Origin of the sequence: Pseudomonas sp. HD6422 (genome assembly GCF_025377065.1) — a bacterium.
GTDB lineage: Bacteria > Pseudomonadota > Gammaproteobacteria > Pseudomonadales > Pseudomonadaceae > Aquipseudomonas > Aquipseudomonas putida_U.
This window is the reverse complement of sequence record NZ_JAHWIW010000027.1, coordinates 26,740-49,163: the sequence shown is the minus strand read 5'-3', so window position 1 is coordinate 49,163 and position 22,424 is coordinate 26,740. Positions and strand designations below refer to the sequence as shown.

At 62.5% G+C, this 22,424-nt stretch carries 23 protein-coding genes; 15 read left to right on the top strand and 8 right to left on the bottom strand.

The window, feature by feature from the left end:
- Positions 1-5: 5 nt before the first annotated feature.
- From KY379_RS19385 to KY379_RS19375, 3 genes are all read left to right on the top strand, one after another.
- A complete protein-coding gene (locus tag KY379_RS19385; RefSeq protein WP_261239309.1) occupies positions 6-1,088 on the top strand; it encodes a 5-(carboxyamino)imidazole ribonucleotide synthase in 1,083 nt (360 codons plus the stop codon).
- A 98-nt stretch (positions 1,089-1,186) separates the two neighbouring features.
- On the top strand, positions 1,187-1,432 hold the full coding sequence (locus KY379_RS19380) for a GlsB/YeaQ/YmgE family stress response membrane protein (protein ID WP_003260079.1): 246 nt from the start codon (positions 1,187-1,189) through the stop codon (positions 1,430-1,432).
- Positions 1,433-1,481: 49 nt separating this feature from the next.
- Positions 1,482-2,015, top strand: a complete 534-nt coding sequence (locus tag KY379_RS19375) for a DUF3299 domain-containing protein (RefSeq protein WP_261239308.1) — start codon at positions 1,482-1,484, stop codon at positions 2,013-2,015.
- 49 nt (positions 2,016-2,064) lie between these two features.
- Here KY379_RS19375 and KY379_RS19370 read toward each other — a convergent pair whose 3' ends face one another.
- Both KY379_RS19370 and KY379_RS19365 read right to left on the bottom strand, forming a co-directional pair.
- The gene (locus tag KY379_RS19370; RefSeq protein ID WP_133325528.1) at positions 2,065-2,961 is read right to left on the bottom strand and encodes a D-hexose-6-phosphate mutarotase; all 897 of its coding nucleotides are present in this window, start codon (positions 2,959-2,961) and stop codon (positions 2,065-2,067) included.
- 70 nt (positions 2,962-3,031) lie between these two features.
- Positions 3,032-3,430: an acyl-CoA thioesterase gene (locus KY379_RS19365; RefSeq protein WP_133325526.1), complete on the bottom strand. Its 399-nt coding sequence runs from the start codon at positions 3,428-3,430 to the stop codon at positions 3,032-3,034.
- A gap of 279 nt (positions 3,431-3,709) precedes the next feature.
- Between KY379_RS19365 and KY379_RS19360 the strand changes: the two genes are divergently transcribed.
- From KY379_RS19360 to KY379_RS19325, 8 genes are all read left to right on the top strand, one after another.
- Complete coding sequence (locus tag KY379_RS19360; protein WP_261239326.1) at positions 3,710-4,999, top strand: MFS transporter; 1,290 nt, start codon at positions 3,710-3,712, stop codon at positions 4,997-4,999.
- A gap of 181 nt (positions 5,000-5,180) precedes the next feature.
- Complete coding sequence (locus KY379_RS19355; RefSeq protein WP_133325524.1) at positions 5,181-6,179, top strand: phosphate ABC transporter substrate-binding protein PstS; 999 nt, start codon at positions 5,181-5,183, stop codon at positions 6,177-6,179.
- Between the two features lie 137 nt (positions 6,180-6,316).
- Complete coding sequence (locus KY379_RS19350) at positions 6,317-8,605, top strand: ABC transporter permease subunit (protein WP_261239306.1); 2,289 nt, start codon at positions 6,317-6,319, stop codon at positions 8,603-8,605.
- A gap of 17 nt (positions 8,606-8,622) precedes the next feature.
- Complete coding sequence (gene pstA, locus KY379_RS19345; protein WP_196171413.1) at positions 8,623-10,293, top strand: phosphate ABC transporter permease PstA; 1,671 nt, start codon at positions 8,623-8,625, stop codon at positions 10,291-10,293.
- A 102-nt stretch (positions 10,294-10,395) separates the two neighbouring features.
- A complete protein-coding gene (gene pstB, locus KY379_RS19340; protein ID WP_133325518.1) occupies positions 10,396-11,229 on the top strand; it encodes a phosphate ABC transporter ATP-binding protein PstB in 834 nt (277 codons plus the stop codon).
- A 116-nt stretch (positions 11,230-11,345) separates the two neighbouring features.
- Positions 11,346-12,116, top strand: coding sequence for a phosphate signaling complex protein PhoU (gene phoU / locus KY379_RS19335; RefSeq protein ID WP_133325516.1), 771 nt, complete (start codon positions 11,346-11,348; stop codon positions 12,114-12,116).
- A gap of 163 nt (positions 12,117-12,279) precedes the next feature.
- Positions 12,280-13,176 carry a response regulator gene (locus tag KY379_RS19330; RefSeq protein WP_133325514.1) on the top strand — a complete coding sequence of 299 codons (897 nt, stop codon included), beginning with the start codon at positions 12,280-12,282 and terminating at the stop codon, positions 13,174-13,176.
- 91 nt (positions 13,177-13,267) lie between these two features.
- A complete protein-coding gene (locus KY379_RS19325) occupies positions 13,268-13,903 on the top strand; it encodes a M23 family metallopeptidase (protein ID WP_196171412.1) in 636 nt (211 codons plus the stop codon).
- A 6-nt stretch (positions 13,904-13,909) separates the two neighbouring features.
- Here KY379_RS19325 and KY379_RS19320 read toward each other — a convergent pair whose 3' ends face one another.
- The 3 genes from KY379_RS19320 to phoB form a co-directional block, all read right to left on the bottom strand.
- The gene (locus KY379_RS19320) at positions 13,910-15,250 is read right to left on the bottom strand and encodes a hemolysin family protein (protein ID WP_133325510.1); all 1,341 of its coding nucleotides are present in this window, start codon (positions 15,248-15,250) and stop codon (positions 13,910-13,912) included.
- A gap of 140 nt (positions 15,251-15,390) precedes the next feature.
- Entirely contained in the window at positions 15,391-16,698 is a 1,308-nt protein-coding gene (phoR, locus tag KY379_RS19315) for a phosphate regulon sensor histidine kinase PhoR (RefSeq protein ID WP_261239305.1), read from the bottom strand.
- Positions 16,699-16,835: 137 nt separating this feature from the next.
- Complete coding sequence (gene phoB, locus KY379_RS19310) at positions 16,836-17,525, bottom strand: phosphate regulon transcriptional regulator PhoB (RefSeq protein ID WP_133325506.1); 690 nt, start codon at positions 17,523-17,525, stop codon at positions 16,836-16,838.
- Between the two features lie 174 nt (positions 17,526-17,699).
- On the opposite strand from phoB, the gene KY379_RS19305 reads away from it, so the two are divergent.
- Complete coding sequence (locus tag KY379_RS19305; RefSeq protein ID WP_133325504.1) at positions 17,700-18,071, top strand: hypothetical protein; 372 nt, start codon at positions 17,700-17,702, stop codon at positions 18,069-18,071.
- Between the two features lie 101 nt (positions 18,072-18,172).
- Here the strand turns inward: KY379_RS19305 and ubiA are convergent, their stop codons facing one another.
- Positions 18,173-19,063, bottom strand: a complete 891-nt coding sequence (gene ubiA / locus KY379_RS19300; RefSeq protein WP_196171410.1) for a 4-hydroxybenzoate octaprenyltransferase — start codon at positions 19,061-19,063, stop codon at positions 18,173-18,175.
- Complete coding sequence (locus KY379_RS19295) at positions 19,063-19,620, bottom strand: chorismate--pyruvate lyase family protein (RefSeq protein ID WP_261239304.1); 558 nt, start codon at positions 19,618-19,620, stop codon at positions 19,063-19,065. The genes ubiA and KY379_RS19295 overlap by 1 nt, the downstream gene beginning before the upstream one ends.
- A 162-nt stretch (positions 19,621-19,782) precedes the next feature.
- Here KY379_RS19295 and KY379_RS19290 point away from each other — a divergent pair, with 162 nt between their 5' ends.
- The 3 genes from KY379_RS19290 to KY379_RS19280 all read left to right on the top strand — a co-directional run bounded on the left by KY379_RS19290 (position 19,783) and on the right by KY379_RS19280 (position 20,966).
- Positions 19,783-19,950, top strand: a complete 168-nt coding sequence (locus KY379_RS19290; RefSeq protein WP_261239303.1) for a rubredoxin — start codon at positions 19,783-19,785, stop codon at positions 19,948-19,950.
- 216 nt (positions 19,951-20,166) lie between these two features.
- The gene (locus KY379_RS19285; RefSeq protein WP_261239302.1) at positions 20,167-20,466 is read left to right on the top strand and encodes an HU family DNA-binding protein; all 300 of its coding nucleotides are present in this window, start codon (positions 20,167-20,169) and stop codon (positions 20,464-20,466) included.
- 125 nt (positions 20,467-20,591) lie between these two features.
- Complete coding sequence (locus KY379_RS19280) at positions 20,592-20,966, top strand: helicase (protein WP_133325496.1); 375 nt, start codon at positions 20,592-20,594, stop codon at positions 20,964-20,966.
- A 33-nt stretch (positions 20,967-20,999) separates the two neighbouring features.
- On the opposite strand, the gene KY379_RS19275 is transcribed toward KY379_RS19280, so the two are convergent.
- Positions 21,000-22,403: an aminoacyl-tRNA deacylase and HDOD domain-containing protein gene (locus KY379_RS19275; protein ID WP_133325494.1), complete on the bottom strand. Its 1,404-nt coding sequence runs from the start codon at positions 22,401-22,403 to the stop codon at positions 21,000-21,002.
- Positions 22,404-22,424 lie beyond the last annotated feature (21 nt).

Sequence of the window (22,424 nt, the reverse complement as noted above, 5' to 3'; positions counted from 1 at the left end):
CGACCATGAAGATCGGTGTAATCGGTGGCGGCCAACTGGGCCGCATGCTGGCTCTGGCGGGCACCCCGCTGGGCATGAACTTCGCCTTCCTCGATCCGGCGCCGGACGCCTGCGCCGCGCCTCTGGGCGAGCACCTGCGGGCCGACTACGGCGACCAGGACCACCTGCGCCAGTTGGCCGACGAAGTCGACCTGGTGACCTTCGAGTTCGAAAGCGTCCCGGCCGAGACCGTTGCCTTCCTCTCGCAGTTCGTGCCGGTGTATCCCAGCGCGGAGGCCCTGCGCATCGCCCGCGATCGCCTCTTCGAAAAGAGCATGTTCCGCGACCTGGGGATTCCGACCCCGGCCTTCGCCGACATCCTGTCCCAGGCGGACCTGGAAGCGGCAGTGGCCAGCATCGGTCTGCCGGCGGTGCTCAAGACCCGTACCCTGGGCTACGACGGCAAGGGCCAGAAGGTCCTGCGCACCCCCGAGGACGTGGTCGACACCTTCGCCGAGCTGGGCAGCGTGCCCTGCCTGCTGGAAGGTTTCGTACCGTTCACCGGTGAAGTATCGCTGGTGGCGGTGCGCGCTCGTGATGGCGAGACACGCTTCTACCCACTGGTGCACAACACCCACGAAAGCGGCATCCTGCGCCTGTCGGTAGCCAGCGACGCGCACCCGCTGCAGGCCCTGGCCGAAGACTACGTCGGCCGTGTGCTCAAGCAGCTGGACTATGTTGGCGTGATGGCGTTCGAGTTCTTCGAAGTCGATGGCGGCCTGAAGGCCAACGAGATCGCACCGCGCGTGCATAACTCCGGGCACTGGACCATCGAGGGCGCCGAGTGCAGCCAGTTCGAGAACCACCTGCGTGCGGTGGCAGGTCTGCCGCTGGGCTCGACCGCCAAGGTCGGCGAGAGTGCCATGCTCAACTTCATCGGCGAAGTCCCGGCCGTGGACAAGGTCGTGGCCATCGACGATTGCCACCTGCACCACTACGGCAAGGCGTTCAAGACTGGCCGCAAGGTCGGCCATGCCACCCTGCGGTGCAAGGATATGCCTACGCTCCGCAGCAAGATCGCCGAAGTTGAAGCCCTGATCGCCAACTGATCGAACTTCTACCCGCCGTTTGCCCTCTGAAATGGCAACAAGCCAAAGCGCTGACTAGGCTTTGGCTTGTTCCATCTTCCACTGCAGAGGGACTGCACATGGGTATCATCGGAACCATCTTCATCGGCCTCATCGTCGGCCTGCTGGCCCGCTTCATCAAACCGGGCGACGACAGCATGGGCTGGATCATGACCATTCTGCTGGGCATCGCCGGCTCCCTGCTCGCCACCTACGGCGGCCAGGCTCTGGGTATCTACCAGGCTGGTCAGGCTGCTGGGTTCCTGGGGGCTCTGGTGGGTGCGGTGATCCTGCTGGTGATCTACGGATTCATCAAGAAACGCTGATTACTGGTTAGAATGCCCGGCAATTCATTCCGAGTTGCCGAGCATTGCCATGCGTGCGTTTTTCATTTTTCCCCTGCTCCTTGCCAGTGCCCTGGCCCATGCCGAGCTGCCCGAAACCGACTGGTTGGAATTGATGCCCAAGTCGGACCAGAAAGCCTTGGAGCAAATGCCCGAAATCGACCACAACTCCCCCGAGGCACAGGGCACCTTCACGGCCAAGGGTGGCTTGAAACAGAGCAAGGGTCTGCCGGCGGTGATGTATTCGACCAAGACCGTTGCGGCCATGAACGGCAAGGACATTCGCCTCGGCGGTTATCCGGTACCGCTGGAAAGCGACGCCAAGGGCAATAGCACCCTGTTCTTCCTGGTGCCATATCCGGGCGCCTGCATCCACGTGCCGCCGCCACCACCGAACCAGTTGGTGCTGGTGCGCTATCCGAAGGGCCTGAAGATCGACGACATCTACACACCGCTGTGGGTCAGTGGCACCTTGAAGGTGGAGAAGGTCAGCAATGACCTGGCCGACGCAGCCTATGCGCTGGATGCCGGGCAGGTGAGGGTGGTGGAAGAGGCTGATCTCTGAAGATTCTGTTGTCATCACTGGCCTCTTCGCGGGTAAACCAGCACAAGATTCAGATCCTTTCGCTCGCAACCCTGACCGCCAGGGCACTGCTCGCTCCCGGCGCGATCGTCACCACATCGTCCCAGACATTGGCCGTCTCGATGCACAGCATCCGCTGCCAGCCATCGTCGGCCATGTCCGCCAGCTCCCGGGCCCGCTCGGTCCACGGGTTCCAGATCACCGCCGAGCGCGAACCCGAAGCAGTCAGGTTGATACGCCGGCCCCATTGCGGGTCGACGATGCTCAACGTCGCAGGCGTGGCCAGATAGATGCGGTCGGTCTCTCCAGCGAACTCCAGCGGGCCCTGCTGTCGGCGCAACTCCCATTCGGCCAGGGTCTCGATATAGCCAAGCCCCTCGACACCTTCGACATGTGCCTGGCGAACATCGCTCACCGCAAAATAGCTGTGCAGCGCCTGGCTGATGGTGACCGGGGCATCACCCAGGTTGCGGCTGGTCAGGGTCAGTTCGAGGTCGTCGCCTACTACCATCAGCAGCTTCAATTCGACACTGTTAGGCCATCCCGGCAGTGCGCCTTGAGCGTCGGGCAGCTCGAACTCGATGCGCAGCGTGGCACCCGCTTCCTCGATGCTCAGCAACTGCCAGTCGCGGGTGCGCGCCAGACCATGGGCTGGCGCCTGTTCGCCCTGGTACATGGCTTGGACGCTTGCCGGATTGCGCTGCAGATTGCCGAACCACGGCCAGCACACCGGCACACCCGCACGCACCGACTTGCCCTGGCGGAAGATGGCCTGATCGCTCAGCCACAGCAACGGCGGTTCGCCGATGCGCTGGTAGCTGAGGATCTGGGCACCCTGTTGGGCGATCAGGAGGTCGACGCATTCGCTGCTGATACGCCAGCAGTTGAGTTCGCCGTGTTGCTCGGTTATGACCTGAAAGGTAGCCATTGCAGTGGTCTCATTGATTGCTGTGGGCCTTGGACCCGCTCACCGTCAATGAGTTTACCGCCGGGCAGGCTCAGCGGCGAGGCACCGAACGGGTACGGCCACTGCCATCGATGGCGACGAACACGAAGACCGCCTCGGTGACCTTGCGCCATTCGCTGGATAGCGGATCGTCGCTCCATACCTCGACCATCATCTTGATCGAGCTACGGCCGACATCCAGGGTCTGGGTATAGAACGACAACTGCGCGCCCACGGCGACCGGCACCAGGAAGGTCATGCGGTCGATGGCGACCGTGGCCACCCGGCCACCGGCGACACGGCTGGCCATGGCGGTGCCGGCGAGGTCCATCTGGGCCACCAGCCAGCCGCCAAAGATATCGCCGAACCCGTTGGTTTCACGGGGCAGCGCGGTGATCTGCAAGGCCAGGTCACCCTGCGGGATAGGATCTTCTTGTTCGAGCTCAATCATGCGATGGGGCCTCTGACCCGTGACGTGGGGAAACTCTGCGAAACCGCCTGACGATAGAGACCGGCGTTTTCGCACAACATCCCATATCTAGAGCAACCTTTTCCTACGATTGGGCAGTATATAGAGGCCAACCGCCAGCGACGACCGTACATTAATGAATATCTGTAGGGATTTTGTACCGCTATCGTCAGATATCGGCTATTTGCTATCTTCGCCGCTCTCCGCAATTCAGAAGCCGCACGCCAAGCGGCCTGCATGACCTACAAAGAGAACAACAGCATGTCTTCCGTGCCCAGCAGTATCGACCAGCCGTCGCGGCCACTGACCCGCAGTGACTACAAGACCCTTTCTTTGTCTGCCTTGGGCGGTGCACTGGAATTCTACGACTTCATCATCTTCGTGTTCTTCGCCACGGTGGTCGGCAAATTGTTCTTCCCCGCCGACATGCCCGAATGGCTGCGCCTGATGCAGACCTTCGGCATCTTCGCCGCCGGCTACCTGGCGCGGCCGCTGGGCGGCATCATCATGGCGCATTTCGGCGACCTGCTCGGGCGCAAGAAGATGTTCACCCTGAGCATCTTCATGATGGCGCTGCCGACGCTGATCATGGGCCTGCTGCCGACCTACGCGCAGATTGGCTTGTGGGCGCCGCTGTTGCTGTTGCTGATGCGCGTCATCCAGGGGGCGGCGATCGGTGGCGAGGTGCCGGGGGCCTGGGTGTTCGTTTCCGAGCACGTACCGGCGCGCAACACTGGCTATGCCTGTGGCACGCTGACCTCGGGGCTGACCGCCGGCATCCTGCTCGGTTCGTTGGTGGCCACGCTGATCAACAGCGTCTATAGCGCCGACGAGGTCGCTGACTACGCCTGGCGAATCCCGTTCCTGCTGGGCGGGGTGTTCGGTCTGTTCTCGGTGTACCTGCGGCGCTGGCTGCACGAGACCCCGGTGTTCGCCGAGATGCAGCAGCGCAAGGCCCTGGCCGAAGAGCTGCCGCTGCGTGCGGTGCTGCGTGACCACCGCGGTGCGATCATCCTGTCGATGCTGCTGACCTGGATGCTGTCGGCGGGTATCGTGGTGGTCATCCTCATGACCCCGGCGCTGCTGCAGAGCGTTTATCACATCAGCCCGACCGACTCGCTCAAGGCCAACAGCCTGGCGATCGTACTGCTCAGCGTGGGTTGCATCGTCTCGGGCCGTCTGGCCGACCGGTTCGGCGCCGGCCGGGTGTTCATCATCGGTAGCCTGGCGTTGCTGGCCACATCCTGGGCGTTCTACCACAGCCTGGCGAGCCACCCCCAACTGTTGTTCCCGCTGTACGCGGTGACCGGCCTGTGCGTGGGTGTGATCGGCGCGGTGCCCTATGTGATGGTCAAGGCGTTCCCGCCGGTGGTGCGCTTCAGCGGACTGTCGTTCTCCTACAACGTGGCCTACGCGATCTTCGGCGGTCTGACGCCGATGGTGGTGACCGCGCTGCTCAAGTTCAGCCCGATGGCGCCTGCGTACTACGTCGCTGGGTTGTGCGTGCTTGGTCTGTTCGTGGGGCTGTACCTGCTGGCCAACAAGCGCTGATCGGTCGGTTTCAGCGCAGAGGACGCCGCGCTGAACGCGATCGCCGCCCTGCAAGGCCATCTTCGTCTCCCGATGATGGCCTTTCATCCAATTGTCACATTGCCGACATATCGTATTCATGCGGCCTGCAGATACTGGGCCCCGTTCCATCCAACCCCAATATTCCTGCTAGGAGCAAGGCATGAAACTGAAGCGTTTGATGGCGGCCCTCACCTTTGCCGCCGTGGGCGTTGCGACCGCCAACGCGGTAGCCGCCGTCGACCCTGCGATCCCGACCTACACCAAGACCACCGGTGTATCGGGCAACCTCTCCAGCGTCGGTTCCGACACGCTCGCGAACCTGATGACCTTGTGGGCCGAGGCCTACAAGAAGGAATATCCGAACGTAAACATCCAGATCCAGGCGGCCGGCTCTTCCACCGCGCCACCCGCGCTGACCGAAGGCACCGCTAACCTCGGCCCGATGAGCCGCAAGATGAAGGACGTCGAGCTGCAGGCCTTCGAGCAGAAGTACGGCTACAAGCCGACCGCCATTCCGGTCGCTGTCGACGCCCTGGCCGTGTTCGTGCACAAGGACAACCCGATCAAGGGGCTGACCATGGCCCAGGTCGATGCCATCTTCTCCTCGACCCGTCTGTGCGGCGCCAAGGCCGAAGTCAAGACCTGGGGCGACCTGGGCGTGACCGGTGACCTGGCCAACAAGCCGGTGCAGTTGTTCGGTCGTAACTCGGTATCGGGCACCTACGGCTACTTCAAGGAAGAAGCCTTGTGCAAAGGCGACTTCAAGGCCAACGTCAACGAGCAGCCTGGCTCGGCATCGGTGGTGCAGTCGATCAGCTCCTCGCTGAACGGCATCGGCTACTCAGGCATCGGCTACAAGACCGCCAGCGTCAAGACCGTGGCCCTGGCCAAGAAAGAGGGCGGCGAGTTCGTCGAAGACAACGAAACCAACGCCCTGAACGGGACCTACCCGCTGTCGCGCTTCCTGTACGTCTATGTCAACAAGGCGCCGAACAAGCCTCTGGCCCCGCTGGAAGCCGAGTTCGTCAAGCTGGTGCTGTCCCAGGCTGGTCAGCAGGTGGTGGTGAAGGATGGCTACATCCCGCTGCCGGCCAAGGTGGTCGACAAGACCCTGGCTGACCTGGGCCTGTCCCACGCTGGTAACGTTGCAAAGAAGTAAGTAATTGAAGGAGAAGGCCGGCACTGCCAGCCTTCTCCCGGTATTTTCCGGCCCGAGGCCAGGCTTCCTGCGCGTCGGGCTTTGTCGCGTCACTGCATTGTCATGTTTCTGTCATACGGGACCGCTAGGGTGTGCGCATGAATGATCTGGCCAATTCAACAATGACCCAAAGTTCACCGCCCGAGCGGATCGATTTCAACACCCCAGAGCTGCAACGCAAGCGCCGCATGCGTGCCCTCAAGGATCGCCTGACCCGCTGGTATGTCCTGGTGGGCGGGCTGGCCGTGCTGGCTGCGATCACCCTGATCTTCTTCTACCTGGCCTATGTGGTATTGCCGCTGTTCCAGGGCGCTGAGCTGACCCGCAAGGCGGCCCTCGAGCCGACCTGGCTTAAGCAGGAGGCAGGCAAGCCGCTGCTGATCTCGCTCGAAGAGCAGAATCTGGTCGGCATGCGGATCTCGGACAAGGGCCAGGCGTTGTTCTTCGATACCAAGAGCGGTGCCGAACTCAAGCGCGTCGATCTGCCGCTGCCAGCAGGGGCGCAGGTCAATTCGATCGGCACCGACCAGCCGGGCAGTTCGCTGGTGGTCCTGGGCCTGAGCAATGGCCAGGCGCTGGTATTCCACCACAGCTACAAGATCACCTACCCGGACAACAAGAAGACCATCACGCCGGACATCGACTACCCGTATGGCCAGCAACCATTCGCCCTCGACGCACAGGGCCGGGCGCTCGACCATGTCAGCGTCAACCTCAATGGCGAGACGCTGGTGCTCGCTGGTTCCACCGGTGCCCAGTTGCAGGTCCTGGAACTGACGAGCAGCGAGAACATGCTGACCGGCGAGGTCAGCACCGAGCAGAACCGCATCGAACTGCCGCAGATGACCGAGACGGTGAAGAACATCTTCATCGATCCACGCCAGCATTGGTTGTATGTGATCAACGGGCGCGCCACTGCCGACGTGTTCAGCTTGCGCGACAAGAGCCTCAATGGCCGTTACAAGCTTGCCGACAGCGCCGATACCGAGATCACTGCCACTGGCCAGCTGGTAGGCGGAATCTCGTTGATCATGGGTGACTCCAAGGGTGGATTGGCCCAGTGGTTCATGGCCCGCGACCCGGATGGCGAATCGCGCTTCAAGCAGATCCGCACCTTCCAGTTGGGCAAGGCGCCGATCGTGCAGATCGACGCTGAAGAGCGTCGCAAGGGCTTCGTCGCACTCGACAGCGCTGGCGAGCTGGGCGTGTTCCACAGCACCGCGCATCGTACCCTACTGGTCGAGCCGGTCGCCGAAGGCGCCGGCGTGCTGGCGTTGTCGCCACGCGCCAACCGCATCGTCATCGAGCAGGGCGGCAAGCTGCTGCCGCTGAGCCTGCGCAATCCGCACCCGGAGATCTCCTTCAGCGCGCTGTGGGGCAAGGTCTGGTACGAGAACTATGACGAGCCCAAGTACGTCTGGCAGTCGACCGCTTCGAACACCGACTTCGAACCCAAGCTGAGCCTGTCGCCGCTGACCTTCGGTACCCTCAAGGCAGCGTTCTACGCGATGATCCTGGCGGCCCCGCTGGCCATCGCTGCAGCTATCTACACCGCTTATTTCATGGCTCCGGGCATGCGCCGCAAGGTCAAGCCGGTGATCGAACTGATGGAGGCGATGCCGACGGTGATCCTCGGCTTCTTCGCCGGCCTGTTCCTGGCGCCGTACCTCGAAGGCCATCTGCCGGGTGTATTCAGCCTGTTCGTGCTGCTGCCGCTGGGCATCCTCCTGGCCGGCTTTGTCTGGAGCCGTCTGCCGGAGTCGATCCGCCTGCGCGTACCGGACGGCTGGGAGGCCGCGATCCTCATTCCGGTGATCCTGTTCACGGGTTGGTTGGCGCTGACCCTCAGCCCGCACATGGAAAACTGGTTCTTCGGCGGCGACATGCGCCTGTGGATCACCAACGACCTGGGCATCACCTACGACCAGCGCAACGCCCTGGTGGTCGGTATCGCCATGGGCTTCGCGGTCATCCCGAACATCTACTCCATCGCCGAAGACGCCGTGTTCAGCGTGCCACGCAGTCTGACCTTGGGATCCCTGGCCCTGGGTGCCACACCCTGGCAGACGCTGACCCGCGTGGTCATCCTCACTGCCAGCCCAGGTATCTTCTCGGCATTGATGATCGGTATGGGTCGCGCCGTGGGCGAGACCATGATCGTGCTGATGGCCACCGGCAACACCCCGGTGATGGAAATGAACCTGTTCGAGGGCATGCGCACCCTGGCCGCCAACGTGGCGGTGGAAATGCCCGAGTCTGAAGTCGGCGGCAGCCACTACCGCGTGCTGTTCCTCGCCGCCCTCGTGCTGCTGATGTTCACCTTCGTCATGAACACCTTGGCCGAGCTGATTCGCCAGCGTCTGCGCAAGAAATACTCGTCGCTTTGATAGAAAGGTAGCGATCCGTGAAAAAGGTTTCCCTCAGAGGCTGGTTCAAGAGCGGCGCCCCAGGCGTCTGGGTCAGCGGTGGCGCGGTGGCCATGGCGGTCATCATGACCGTGGGCCTGCTTGCCGTGATCGCCGTACGTGGCCTGGCGCACTTCTGGCCTGCAGATCTGGTCCAGGCCACCTACAAGGTGCCGGGCCAGAGCGACCACGTGATCATCGGTGAAGTGGTGCAGAAGGAAGAAGTCCCGCGTGCCCGCCTCAAGGGCGCGGGGCTGCCTGTGCCTGACGAAGGCCCGGAGTTCATGACCCGCGAGCTGATCAAGGTCGGCAACCGCGACCTCAACGGCAGCGACTTTACCTGGGTGGTCGGCGACTGGCTGGTCGATGAGCAGCACCCGGTCGAGCTGATGGCCCTGGAGCGCCGCGAGTGGGGCAATTTCTATGGCTACCTGGTCAGCGTCAAGGAAAACGGCAAGGTGGTCGCCGAAGGCGCCGCGGCCTGGACTGAACTGCAAGCCCGTCTCAAGCGTGCCAGCCAGCTCAACGATCAACTGCAGCGGCTGGAGAAAAAGGACATCGGCGCCATCAACCATGGCCTCGAGCGCTTGCGCCTGCATGCCCGCAAGCTGGAGCTGGACGGCAAGCTGGACGCTGCCGCCCAGGCCGACATGGACGCCGATCGCGCTGAGCTGAACAGCCGCTACCAGGCTGTGGAAGACCGCCTTCTCGGCCTGCATAAGGATTTCGCCCGCGACAGCCTGGTAGCCCGTGACGCCAATGGCCGCGAAGTGGAGATCAATCTGAGCAAAGTGGTGCACGCCATTCAGCCCAACGGCATGACGGTGTTCGCCAAGTTGGGTACCTACTTCGCCAAGGTCTGGGAATTCCTCAGCGACGACCCCCGTGAAGCCAACACCGAGGGTGGGATCTTCCCGGCCATTTTCGGCACCGTGATGATGACCCTGATCATGGCCGTGATCGTCACGCCGTTCGGTGTGCTGGCGGCGGTCTACCTGCGCGAGTACGCAAGGCAAGGTACGGTGACCCGCCTGATCCGTATTGCGGTGAACAACCTGGCGGGCGTTCCGGCGATCGTCTATGGCGTGTTCGGCCTGGGCTTTTTCGTCTACGTACTGGGCGGCTCGATCGACCGGCTGTTCTTCCCTGAGGCGCTCCCGGCGCCGACCCTGGGCACCCCGGGCCTGCTGTGGGCATCGCTGACCCTGGCGCTGCTGGCCGTGCCGGTGGTGATCGTGGCCACCGAGGAAGGCCTGGCGCGTATCCCGCGCACGCTCCGGGAAGGCTCCCTGGCACTGGGCGCAACCAAGGCCGAGACCTTGTGGAAAGTCGTCCTGCCGATGGCCAGTCCGGCGATGATGACCGGCATGATCCTCGCCGTGGCCCGCGCCGCGGGTGAAGTGGCGCCGCTGATGCTGGTGGGCGTGGTGAAGCTGGCGCCGTCGTTGCCGCTCGATGGCAACTACCCGTACCTGCACCTGGACCAGAAGATCATGCACCTGGGCTTCCACATCTACGATGTCGGCTTCCAGAGCCCCAACGTCGAGGCCGCGCGTCCATTGGTCTACGCCACCGCGCTGTTGCTGGTGCTGGTGATCGCTACCCTCAACCTCTCGGCGGTGTGGATCCGTAACCACCTGCGCGAGAAGTACAAGGCCCTCGACAGCTGATTGAAGCTTCAAGCCACAAGCGGCAAGCTTCAAGCAGATTGCCGCTTTGCCCTAACTTGCAGCTTGCAGCTTCAAGCTCGCAGCTACAAACGGAGTAAGACCATGCAGCAAGATTCCCACACCCGCGGCATCGACATGTCTGCCCTGGGTCGCGACAAGCAGGGCCTGCGTCTGGCCGAGGAAGCCGTGGCCATCGAAGTACCTGGCCTGTCCTTGTACTACGGCGACAAGCAAGCGTTGTTCGACGTGCAGATGAACATCCCCAAGCAACGTGTGACCGCGTTCATCGGCCCGTCGGGATGTGGCAAGTCGACCCTGCTGCGTACCTTCAACCGCATGAACGACCTGGTCGATGGTTGCCGCGTGGAAGGCGCCATCAACCTGTATGGCAACAACATCTACCGCAAGGGCGAGGACGTGGCCGAGCTGCGCCGTCGGGTCGGCATGGTGTTCCAGAAGCCCAACCCGTTCCCCAAGACCATCTACGAGAACGTGGTGTACGGCTTGCGCATCCAGGGCATCAACAAGAAGCGAGTGCTGGATGAGGCGGTGGAGTGGGCGCTCAAGGGCGCGGCCCTGTGGGATGAGGTCAAGGATCGCCTGCACGAGTCGGCCCTGGGTCTGTCCGGCGGCCAGCAGCAGCGCCTGGTGATCGCCCGTACCATTGCCGTCGAGCCCGAAGTGTTGTTGCTCGATGAACCCTGCTCGGCCCTGGACCCGATTTCGACGCTGAAGGTCGAGGAGCTGATCTACGAACTGAAATCCAAGTTCACCATCGTCATCGTCACCCACAACATGCAACAGGCGGCCCGCGTATCGGACTACACCGCGTTCATGTACATGGGCAAACTGGTCGAATTCGGTGACACCGACACTCTGTTCACCAACCCGGCGAAGAAGCAGACCGAAGACTACATCACCGGTCGTTACGGCTAAGAGCGCCTTTGGCGCAGCTGCAAGCTGCAAGATAAAGCGGTTAGCGCGGAGCCAGGGAACGACACGAACCACTTGAAGCTTGCAGCTTGAAGCTAGCAACTTCGCGGAGCGACAGCATGATCAACAAAGAAAGCCTTACGCACCACATTTCCCAGCAGTTCAACGCCGAGCTCGAGGAAGTGCGCAGTCACCTCCTGGCCATGGGCGGCCTGGTCGAGAAGCAGGTCAACGATGCGGTCACCGCACTGATCGAAGCCGACTCGGGTCTGGCTCAGCAGGTGCGCGAGGTCGACGAGCAGATCAACCAGATGGAACGCAACATCGACGAGGAATGCCTGCGCATTCTGGCGCGTCGCCAGCCGGCCGCTTCCGACCTGCGCCTGATCATCAGCATTTCCAAGTCGGTCATCGACCTCGAGCGCATCGGCGACGAGTCGACCAAGATCGCTCGCCGCGCCATCCAACTGTGCGAGGAAGGCGAGTCGCCACGCGGTTACGTCGAGGTGCGCCACATCGGTGATCAGGTACGCAACATGGTGCGTGACGCACTGGATGCCTTCGCCCGCTTCGACGCCGACCTGGCGCTTTCGGTGGCCCAGTACGACAAGACCATCGACCGCGAATACAAGACCGCCCTGCGCGAGCTGGTGACCTACATGATGGAGGACCCACGCTCGATATCGCGGGTGCTCAGCGTGATCTGGGTGCTGCGTTCGCTGGAGCGCATCGGCGACCACGCGCGCAACATCTCGGAGCTGGTGATCTATCTGGTGCGGGGCACCGACGTTCGCCACATGGGCCTCAAGCGCATGAAGGCCGAGGTCGAAGGCACTACTGGCCAGGCAGGCGAAAGCGCTAATGTTCCGGGCCAAGCTGACGATAAATAAGGTTGCTCCCGAGCATCAACGCCCGGCTTTGGCCGGGCGTTTTCGTTTGCGGTCGAGCACTGAGCAGGCACCCGCGAACGATCAAAGAGGTCCCGGCCTGACCAGGGGTTTGGCAAATGGCCATCAGTCGGCGGTATGCTAGTCGGGATCAAGAGGAGTATCGATGAGTAAAGTGAATGTACTGGTTGTGGATGATGCCCCGTTCATCCGCGACTTGGTCCGCAAGTGCCTGCGCAATGCCTTCCCAGGCATCGTGATCGAAGATGCGGTCAATGGCCGCAAGGCCATGACGCTGCTGAACAAGGAGCGCTTCGACCTGGTCCTGTGCGACTGGGAGATGCCGGAGATGTCCGGCCTCGAGCTGCTCAGCTGGTGCCGCCAGCAGGAAGAAATGAAGACCATGCAGTTCATCATGGTGACCAGCCGCGGCGACAAGGAAAACGTGATTCAGGCCATTCAGGCCGGCGTCTCCGACTTCGTCGGCAAGCCCTTCACCAACGAGCAGCTGCTGACCAAGGTGAAGAAGGCCCTGACCAAGATCGGCAAGCTGGAGGGCCTGATTGCCGGTGCCCCGGCACGGGTCAACTCGGCTTTCGCCAATGATTCGCTGAGCGCCCTGACGGGCGGCAAACCGGAAGCGGCCAAGGTCGCCGCACCCGTCGCCGCCGCCAAGCCGTTGATCAACGCACCGACACCCAAGACCGCTGCGGCCCAGGCCCAGGCCGGCCGTGGCCAGGGTCAATTGCGTCTGGCCAGTGGCACGCAGCCGTGCGTGATCAAGGCCCTGAGCCTCAAGGAAGCCTTGCTGGTAGTGCGCCGTAGCGCAGCGTTGCCGCAAGTGCTTGAAAGCGCGGTGCTGGACCTGGAGCAAGGCGAGAATGCTGAAGTGGCGCGCTTGAACGGCTATTTGCATGCGATCGCCGCCCTCGAGCCAAAGCCGGAAAGCGACTGGTTGCAGCTGACGTTCAAGTTCGTCGACCAGGACGCGCAGAAGCTCGACTACTTGTCGCGCCTGATCGCCCGGGGCACTTCGCAGAAGCATTTCACCCCCGGCGCCTGAAGGCCGACCCGCGACGCGATGGATGGTACGGGCTACGCCAGACACCCGCTGCTAGGCTTCGACAGATAATAACTGTCAAAAAGCCACTATCATGCCCGTACGCCCGTTGCTGTTCTGTGCCTTGCTCATGGCCTCGGCGTCGAGCCTGGGCATGACCGTGTACACCACGACCGACACCTTCGGCGTGATGTCCTATTCCTACCGGCCCAGCCCCGGCGCCAGGGCTGCGGTGTTGGCGGATCCGGAACTCGCGCCGTTCAACCAGGCCTACCGTTACCCGTTCCCCTGGCGCGGTGGGCCGTTTCGCCTGACCCAGGGTCCTAACGGTCGCTTCAGTCACACCGGGCCCAAGGGCCGCTATGCGATGGACATCGCCATGCCCGAAGGCACGCCGATCGTCGCGGCGCGCGAGGGTGTGGTGGTGGATGTGGAAAACCGGCAGTGGGGCAGGCGGGGCGGCCCGGCAGGCAATTTCGTGCGCATACGCCACCCGGACGGCACCTTTGGCGGTTACATGCACCTGCAGCGAGGCTCGGTACTGGTACGCAAAGGCCAGCGCGTGGCGCGTGGCCAGCCGCTGGCGAGATCGGGCAATACCGGCAACAGCAGCGGGCCGCATCTGCATTTCGTGGTTCAGCGCAGCGCGGGGGAGGACTATGTGTCCATCCCCTATCAGTTCGACCGGCCGCTGGGAGGCTTGCCGGACTTCACTGCCGGCAATCCGTGATGTCGCTCAATCGAGCTTGAGCACCTTGGCCAGGACGATCTTCGGCCCTTTCATCTTCTTGATGATGATGCGCAAGCCTTCGACCTCCAGCACTTCCTCTTCCTCGGGGACTCGCTTGAGGGTCTCATAGACCAGCCCGGCCAGTGTCTCCGCCTCGATGTGATCGAGGTCGATGCCCAGCAGGCGCTCGACCTTGAACAGCGGCGTATCGCCTCGTACCAGCAGTTTGCCGGGCTGATAGGCGAGGATGCCGCGTTCGGTCTTGCGGTGTTCGTCCTGGATATCGCCGACCAGGACTTCCAGCACGTCTTCCATGGTCAGGTAGCCAATGACCTTGCCGTCAGCTTCCTCGACCAGCACGAAGTGCGCACCACCCTTGCGGAACTGCTCCAGCAGCTGCGCCAGTGGCATGTGTCGGGACACGCGTTCCATGGGGCGGGCCAGGTCTTCGAGGTCGATGGTTTCGGGCAGGTGTTCGAGTTCGGCCAGCTCCAGCAGCAGGTCCTTGATGTGCAGCAGACCGGTGAACTCCTCGCGTTCGGCGTCATAGACCGGGTAGCGGCTGAATTTGTGGCGGCGTACCAGGGCAAGGATTTCCTTGAGCGGGGCATGGGCGTCGAGGGTGACCATGTCTTCGCGGGAGTTGGCCCAGTCGACCACCTCGAGCTCGCCCATCTCCACCGCCGAAGCCAGCACGCGCATACCCTGATCGCTCGGGTCTTGGCCACGGCTGGAGTGCAGGATCAGCTTGAGCTCTTCGCGGCTGTAGTGGTGCTCATGGTGCGGGCCGGGCTCACCCTGGCCGGCGATGCGCAGGATGGCATTGGCGCTGGCGTTGAGCAGGTAGATGGCCGGGTACATCAGCCAGTAGAACAGGTACAGCGGCACCGCCGTCCACAGCGACAGCAACTCGGGTTTGCGGATCGCCCACGACTTGGGCGCCAGCTCGCCGACCACGATGTGCAGGTAGGAGATGACGAAGAAGGCGACGAAGAACGACACCGCCTTGATCAGCTCGGGCGTGTCCACGCCCAGGTAGGCCAGCAGCGGCTCGAGCAGGTGGGCGAAGGCTGGCTCGCCCACCCAGCCCAGGCCCAGGGAAGCCAGGGTGATGCCGAGCTGGCAGGCGGAGAGGTAGGCGTCGAGCTGGTTGTGCACCTTGCGCAGGATGCTGCCACGCCAGCCATGCAGTTCGGCGATGGACTCGACGCGGGTGGCGCGCAGCTTGACCATGGCGAACTCGGCGGCAACGAAGAAGCCGTTGAGCAGCACCAGGAACAAGGCAAACAGGATCATGCCGAAATCGGCGAACAGAGAGGTGAGGCTAATACCAGGGGAAGGGTCCATGATGGAGTTTTTACGGCGTCCGTCTTCGATAAAGGGAGAAAAAAAGTGCCAGCTTTTGCTGGCACAGGGGACTCAATGTAGCGGCTGGGATCGCAAATGCAAAGAGCAGCGCGCATGATCCCTCAGCGCAAGGCCTCGGTTCAGACCTGGCCGCTCACAACCTGAGCCGCTGCGAAGTGGCAGGTGAAGGTGCTGCCCTGGCCTGGCACGCTGCTGATCTCCAGGCTTCCCCGGTGGCGCAGTAGCACATGCTTGACGATCGCCAAGCCCAGCCCGGTGCCGCCAGTATTCGACGCACGGCTGGAGTCGACCCGGTAGAAGCGCTCGGTGAGACGCGGCAGGTGCTTGGCATCGATGCCGATTCCCGAATCCTGCACGCTCAGGTGCGCACCCTGTGCGTCCTGCCACCAGCGGATACGGATACTGCCTTCGTCAGGGGTGTACTTGACGGCGTTGAACACCAGGTTGGAAAACGCGCTGCGCAGCTCTGCTTCGCTTCCTTTGAGGCGCACGCCCGGCGCGACTTCCAGGGTGATGCGCTGGTTGCGTGCACCGGACAGCGCCTGGGCATCGCCCCTGATCGACTGCAACAGGGCATCGACCGCTACGGGCTGGTTGTCCGAGGGGTAGTCGGTAGCCTCCAGCTTGGCCAGCAACAGCAAGTCGTTGAGCAGTGTCTGCATGCGCGAGCCTTGCTGGCTCATCTGCTGCAAGGCACGGACCCAGCGCGGGTTCACTTCCTCGACGTTGTCCAGCAGGGTTTCCAGGTAGCCGGTGATCACCGTCAGTGGCGTACGCAGCTCATGGGGCACGTTGGCGACGAAGTCCTTGCGCATCTGTTCGAGCTGGTGGATGCGGGTGACATCGCGCACCAGCATCAGGTGCTCGCTGTTGCCGTAGCGGGTGATGTGCAGCTGTACGCGCAGGCGGTCGTTGATCGGCGAGGGGATTTCCAACGGCTCGGCATAGTTCCCGGCCTCGAAGTATTCCTTGAAGCGTGGGTGGCGTACCAGGTTGGTGACCGGCTGGCCGCCGTCCTGTGGGGTCTTGAAGCCGAGCAGGGTTTCCGCCGCGCGGTTCCACCACTCCAGGTTGCCGTCGCTGTCGAGCATGATCACCGCGTCACGCAGCGCCGCGGTGGACTCCTGTACGCGGTCGATCACCGCCTGCAGGCGACCGCGCACGCGCTGGTCCCGGCGTTGCAAGTGGTAGATGCTGTCGAACACCTCGCCCCACAGGCCGTAACCATCCGGAGGCGCTTCGTCGGGTTGATGGTTGCGCAGCCAGTGGTGAAGGCGCAGCAACTGCTTTAGGGTCCAGCCCAGGTAAAGCGCCAGGCCGATGGCCAGGCTCCAGCCGTAATAGCCACTGACCAGGCCGCCGATCAGGCAGACGGTGATCAGCAGCAGCAGGTGGCGAATCAATGTCGCGTGCCAGTTCTGGTTCAATTGACGGGATCCTTCGGATCCAGCTGCAAGTTGCAAGCTTCAAGCTGCAAGAAGAAGTGGATCGGTGATGCTGATAGTCCTTTACTAGCCTTCACGCTGCCCGCTTTTACTTGCAGCTTGAAGCTTGTCGCTTGCAGCTAGCTCTTGGTCGAGAAGCGGTAGCCGGTGCCCCGGACGGTTTGTACCAGATTTTCGTAGACCTCTCCCAACGCCTTGCGCAGGCGACGGATGTGCACATCGACCGTGCGCTCCTCGACGTACACGTTACCTCCCCACACCTGGTCGAGCAGTTGGCCGCGGGTGTAGGCGCGCTCCTGGTGAGTCATGAAGAACTGCAAGAGGCGATATTCGGTAGGGCCCATCTCGGCGGGCTTGCCGTCGATGGTCACGCGGTGGCTGATCGGGTCGAGCAGCAGGCCGCCGACCTCGATCGGCGCTTCGCTGTCGTTCGGGCCGGTGCGGCGCAGCACGGCCTTCAGGCGCGCCACCAACTCGCGTGGCGAGAATGGCTTGGTGATGTAGTCGTCGGCACCGACCTCCAGGCCCTGGATCTTGTTGTCCTCTTCGCCCTTGGCGGTGAGCATGATGATCGGGATATCGCCGGTCAGTTCGTCGCGCTTGAGGCGACGGGCCAATTCGATGCCCGAGGTGCCCGGGAGCATCCAGTCGAGCAGGATCAGGTCGGGCTTGCGGTCTACGATGATCGCATGGGCCTGCTGTGAATTCTCGGCCTCCAGGCAGTCATAGCCGGCCATTTCCAACGCAACGGCGATCATCTCGCGAATAGGCGCTTCGTCGTCGACGATCAGAATGTTTCTGCCAACCATGCTCAAAACCTCTCCTGGGATATCGTGTCTTGGCCCGCATTAGATAACGGAATTATTGCAGCTGTGTGACAGGGTCTTGGCCAATTTGGCGACATTCCGTGACTGAACTAGGCTTCCAAAAGCCACCATCGTGGTGAGCAGAACCCTAATACCCCCGACTTCACGGTGATTCCAATGACACGACACACGCTGAGCTGGATGGCCCTTCTCGCTGCATTCGCGCTACCGGGGGTGGCTTCGGCCCACCATGCCATGGAAAAGGACGGCATGTGGGTCGATCACATGGGCATGACGCTTTATACCTTCGACAAGGACTCAGGGGGCAAGTCGATGTGTAACGGCGATTGTGCCAAGAACTGGCCGCCGCTGATGGTCAAGGCCGACGACGAAGCGCCGAAGGACAAGTGGACGACGGTGATGCGCGACGATGGCTCCAAGCAATGGGCGTATGACGGTAAACCGCTATATACCTTCGTCAAGGACAAGAAACCCGGCGATACCACCGGTGACGGCGTGAAGGATGTCTGGCACGTCGCCAAGCCCTGAAGCACACCCTATGACTCCTGGAGCGGGTTCACCCGCGAAAGCGTCGGTATGTTCACCACCGCTTCGCGGGTAAACCCGATCCTACATGGACGAAGCAAAATTCAGCGCAGGGCGTAATCCAGCACCACCCCGATGAACACCAGCAGACCTGCCCAGTGGTTATGCAGGAACGCCTTGAAGCACGACTCGCGGTCCAGCTTGCGTGTCGACCAGAACTCCCAGGCAAAGCACAGCGCTGCCCCCAGCACCCCGAGGTGGAACCAGCCACCCAGCTCGAAGCGGCTCCCGGCCAGCAGCAGGCAACCCAACGACAGCATCTGCAGGGTCAGGATGATCACCCGGTCGGCCTCGCCGAACAGAATCGCGGTGGACTTCACGCCGATCTTGAGGTCGTCATCACGGTCGACCATGGCGTAGTAGGTGTCATAACCCACTGTCCACAGCAGGTTGGCGATGTACAACAACCAGGCGCTGGCGGGCAGCTCGCCGCCGGCGGCGGTGAAGGCCATGGGGATGCCCCACGAGTACGCCGCGCCCAATACCACCTGTGGGTAATAGGTGTAACGCTTCATGAACGGGTAGCAGGCCGCCAGAGCCACCGCGCCGAAGGAAAGCCACACGGTACGGCTGTTGGTGCAGAGCACCAGCAGGAAGCTCACGCCAACCAGAAGCGCGAACAGCGCCAAGGCCTCGCGTGGTCGCACCCGGCCGCTGGCCAGGGGGCGGTCGGCGGTGCGTTTGACGTGGCCATCGACCTTGCGGTCGGCAAAATCGTTGATGCAGCAGCCGGCGGCCCGCATCAGCACCACGCCAAGTCCGAAGATCAGCACATTGGCCAGGGTCGGCGAGCCCTGCCCGGCGATCCAGACCGCCGTCAGGGTCGGCCAGAGCAGCAGGTAGATGCCGATCGGTCGATCCATGCGGCTGAGTTGGATGAAGTCCCAGGCGCGTGGATGCAAGCGGTTGAACGACTTGAGCAATTGCATGTACATCAGCGGGACTCCTCCTTGGCCGCTTGCCACATCGTGGGCAGGAACACTTCGGCCACCAGCAGTTCCAGACCTGCACGTTCGAAGCGCGAGCGCCGTGCCCAAAGGTCAGCATAGGCGGTTTCGGCAGGGAGCCAGGCCTGTGGATAACTGCATACTTCGATGGGATGGCGAACGAAAGCCTGGTCGCAAAACAGCAACTCGCCGAGCGAGCGGTTGCCCAGCGTTTCCAGATCGAGACCGCCGCGTTCCAAGGCCTGGCGACTGGCCACGCTGCGGGCGAAAACCCAGGGCTGACCATGGCCACGCAAGAATACCTCGCGCATCCAGCCTTCGGCTCCCGGACTGATGCCCAGGGCCTGGCATTCGTCCTCGCGCAAGGGCTGCCAGCCTTCGGACAGGGGCGTGACGCTGAAGTGATCATGGGAGAGGCGGGTGAGGCGCCGTGTCAGCGAGCCCTCGTCGAACAGCCAGTCCAGGGTGGGCGGGTCCAGTTCGGCCGCCAGCTGTGAATACGCCAGCCACGCGACAGCGGCTGCTTGCGGGGTTTCGTACGACACGTCGGTATGCTTGTGACAGCCAGAGAGGCGCCGAGCTTAGCATGATTGCCCCGTTCGCTTGCATACTGGACGTGGGGCCGTTACAAAGCCCACACAGATTGCGCGGTGCCCTCGTTGCAGGGCTATAAGCGACGACACAAAGCCGGTTCCGAGGATAACCCCATGAAAAAATGGCAGTGCATCGTATGCGGCCTGGTCTACGACGAAGCAGAAGGCTGGCCTGACGACGGCATCGCCCCTGGCACCCGCTGGGAAGATGTCCCTGAAGACTGGCTATGCCCCGATTGCGGCGTAGGCAAGATCGACTTCGAAATGATCGCCATCGGCTGATAGAGGGAATGCGCCCCTGATGGCCTAAACAGCGGGCTTTCTGTCGGAAATGTCCTGATATTGCCTGCACAATGGCCGCCCAGATACTGGCGCGACCCCCGATGGCGTGCCATTCTCACTCGCGTCTGCCGCAGTTTAGAGCCTGCGGCGCCTTGAACGCTGCCCCTGGGGTAGCACGGCAATAACAACAAGAATTTCCGTCAAAGAGGCTTCACTATGCGTAAACCAGAACTCGCCGCCGTCATCGCCGAAAAGGCCGATCTGACCAAGGAGAAGGCCAACCAGGTCCTGAACGCGATTCTCGACAGCATCACCGGTGCGCTGGACAAGGACACCGTGACCCTGGTCGGCTTCGGCACCTTCGAAAAACGTCATCGTGGTGCCCGCACTGGCAAGAATCCGCAAACGGGCCAGCCGGTGAAGATCAAGGCCAGCAACACCGTCGCCTTCAAACCGGGCAAGAACCTGCGCGACAGCGTCAACGCCCCCGTCAAGCCGACCAAGAAAGGCAAGTGATCGCCTAGCCGGCCATCCTCAAGCGGACGGGCGCCTCCTGGCGCCTGTTGCAGCTTATTGCAGCTAGTTCGTTCGAAAAAAGGCTAAACTGCGCGATTCAGTCATTTTTCAACCGAGGCGTGTTGATGAAGTTTCGTTTTCTGCTCTGGGCCATGGGGCTGTTGATGGCCAGGGCCAGTCGTAACAACCCTGCATTCCAGCAGCAGCTCAAGGACAAGGATCTGGTGTTCCAGATGCAGACGCTGGACGGCAAGGTCGCACGGCATTTCATCGTCAGTGGCGAGCGCATCAGCAGCAAGGGTGGCTCTCACCCGCAGCCAGCTTTCGCCATTGCCTTCAAGGACGCTGCCTACGGTTTCGCCACGATGCAGGCCAGCAACAAGCAGCTGGCATTCATGCAGGGCATTCAGGACAAGCACATCCAGATCAAGGGCAATCCGGCGCTGGTGATGTGGTTCCAAGGCCTGATGAAGTACCTGAAACCGAAAAAGAACCGTTGAGATCGCTGGGGCCGCGTGGCGGCCCCCATGGCTTCACTGAGGCGTGTTGAACTGCGATGCCAGTTCGCGCAGCAGCGCTTCGGCTTCCAGGACCTTGCTCACCACTTCCTCGGCTTTGTCCCGGGTGATTCCCAGGCGATCGAGCAGCTCGTCCGGAATCGTCGCCTGCGGGCCGGAACCGATGCCCCGGGCGCGCAGCAATCGGGTGGCCAGGCACACCAGGTTGGGGAACGCCGCATATTCGCCGTCGTAGCTCGGATCATGCTGAAAGCGCAGCGCCTTGCCGAGCTCCTCGGGCATGTCCCAGAGGTTCATCAGCCAGGCGCCGATCTGTTCGCGGCTGATGCCTAGCAGATGTTGCTCGACGAATGTGTGGCACAGGTGCGGATTGACCTCCAGATGGCGGCAGATCAGCGAAAAGTGCGGCGGAAACACGTGAGCCAACAGCAAATAGCCGAAGTTGTGCAGCAACCCGGCAAGGTAGGTCAGGCCGGCTTCCGGGCGCTCAGCACGTGGCATGGCACGGGTCAGGCCTTCGATCACCGCGGCGGTGTAGATCGACTGTTGCCAGTACGGCGTCGTCTGTTGCGGGTGATCCTTGGGCAGCGCCAGGGTCTTGTCCAGGGCCAGGCCGAGCGCCAGGTTGATCACCAGGTCGAAACCCAGCACACGTACGATGGCGTCCTCCACCGAACGGATCTTGCCGGGCGAGGCGTAGTAGGGCGAGGCTGCCCAGCTGACTACCTGGGCAGCCAGCGCCGGGTCTGTCTCGACCACACCGGTGATGTCGTCGATGCTGGCATTGGGGTCGACGCGCAGCTTGATGATCTTTTGCGCAGTATCGGCCAGCGGCGGGATCTCGATGGTTTCTTCCAGGCGCTTCTGTATGCGTCGGGCGGTGAATGCCTGCACGGCCTGGGTGATCTCGCGTGGGTCGTCGTTGGGGCGGTCGAGGTTGGGGCGGATATCGCGGATCGATTGGCCGAAGCTGCCGGCGCTGGCCTTGCTGAGCATCCGCTGGAAGGCGCCACGTTCGATCTCGAGCAACAGGCCGGTTTCGCCCGAGTCGATCAATAGCGTCTCTTCGTCGAGCAGCCGGGCTTCGTACAGGCATGGGGAACTGGTCAGTGCTGGAATGGCCGGCAGGGCTTTGAGGTGGTGTTTGTCCAGCATCTGCTTCAGACGCGCCAGCGGCACCGCCGTGAGTTTGCGCCCGGTCAGTTCCTCCAGTCGCTGCAGGTCGAGCAGCTTGCTGCGCGGGAACAGCACCAACAGGGCGCCGACCTCGTCGTCGAGCAGGACGGCCTGGACCCGCGACGCCGCCGGCAAGCCCGGCTGCTCAGGTACCTCGCGATAGGCGACCTTGAGCTTGTCGAGCAACAAGCGGATGACAGACGGGGCGTGTGGGGTTGCGGTTTCCAGGGCAACTTCAGTCATGGTCTGTATCCATTGATCTTT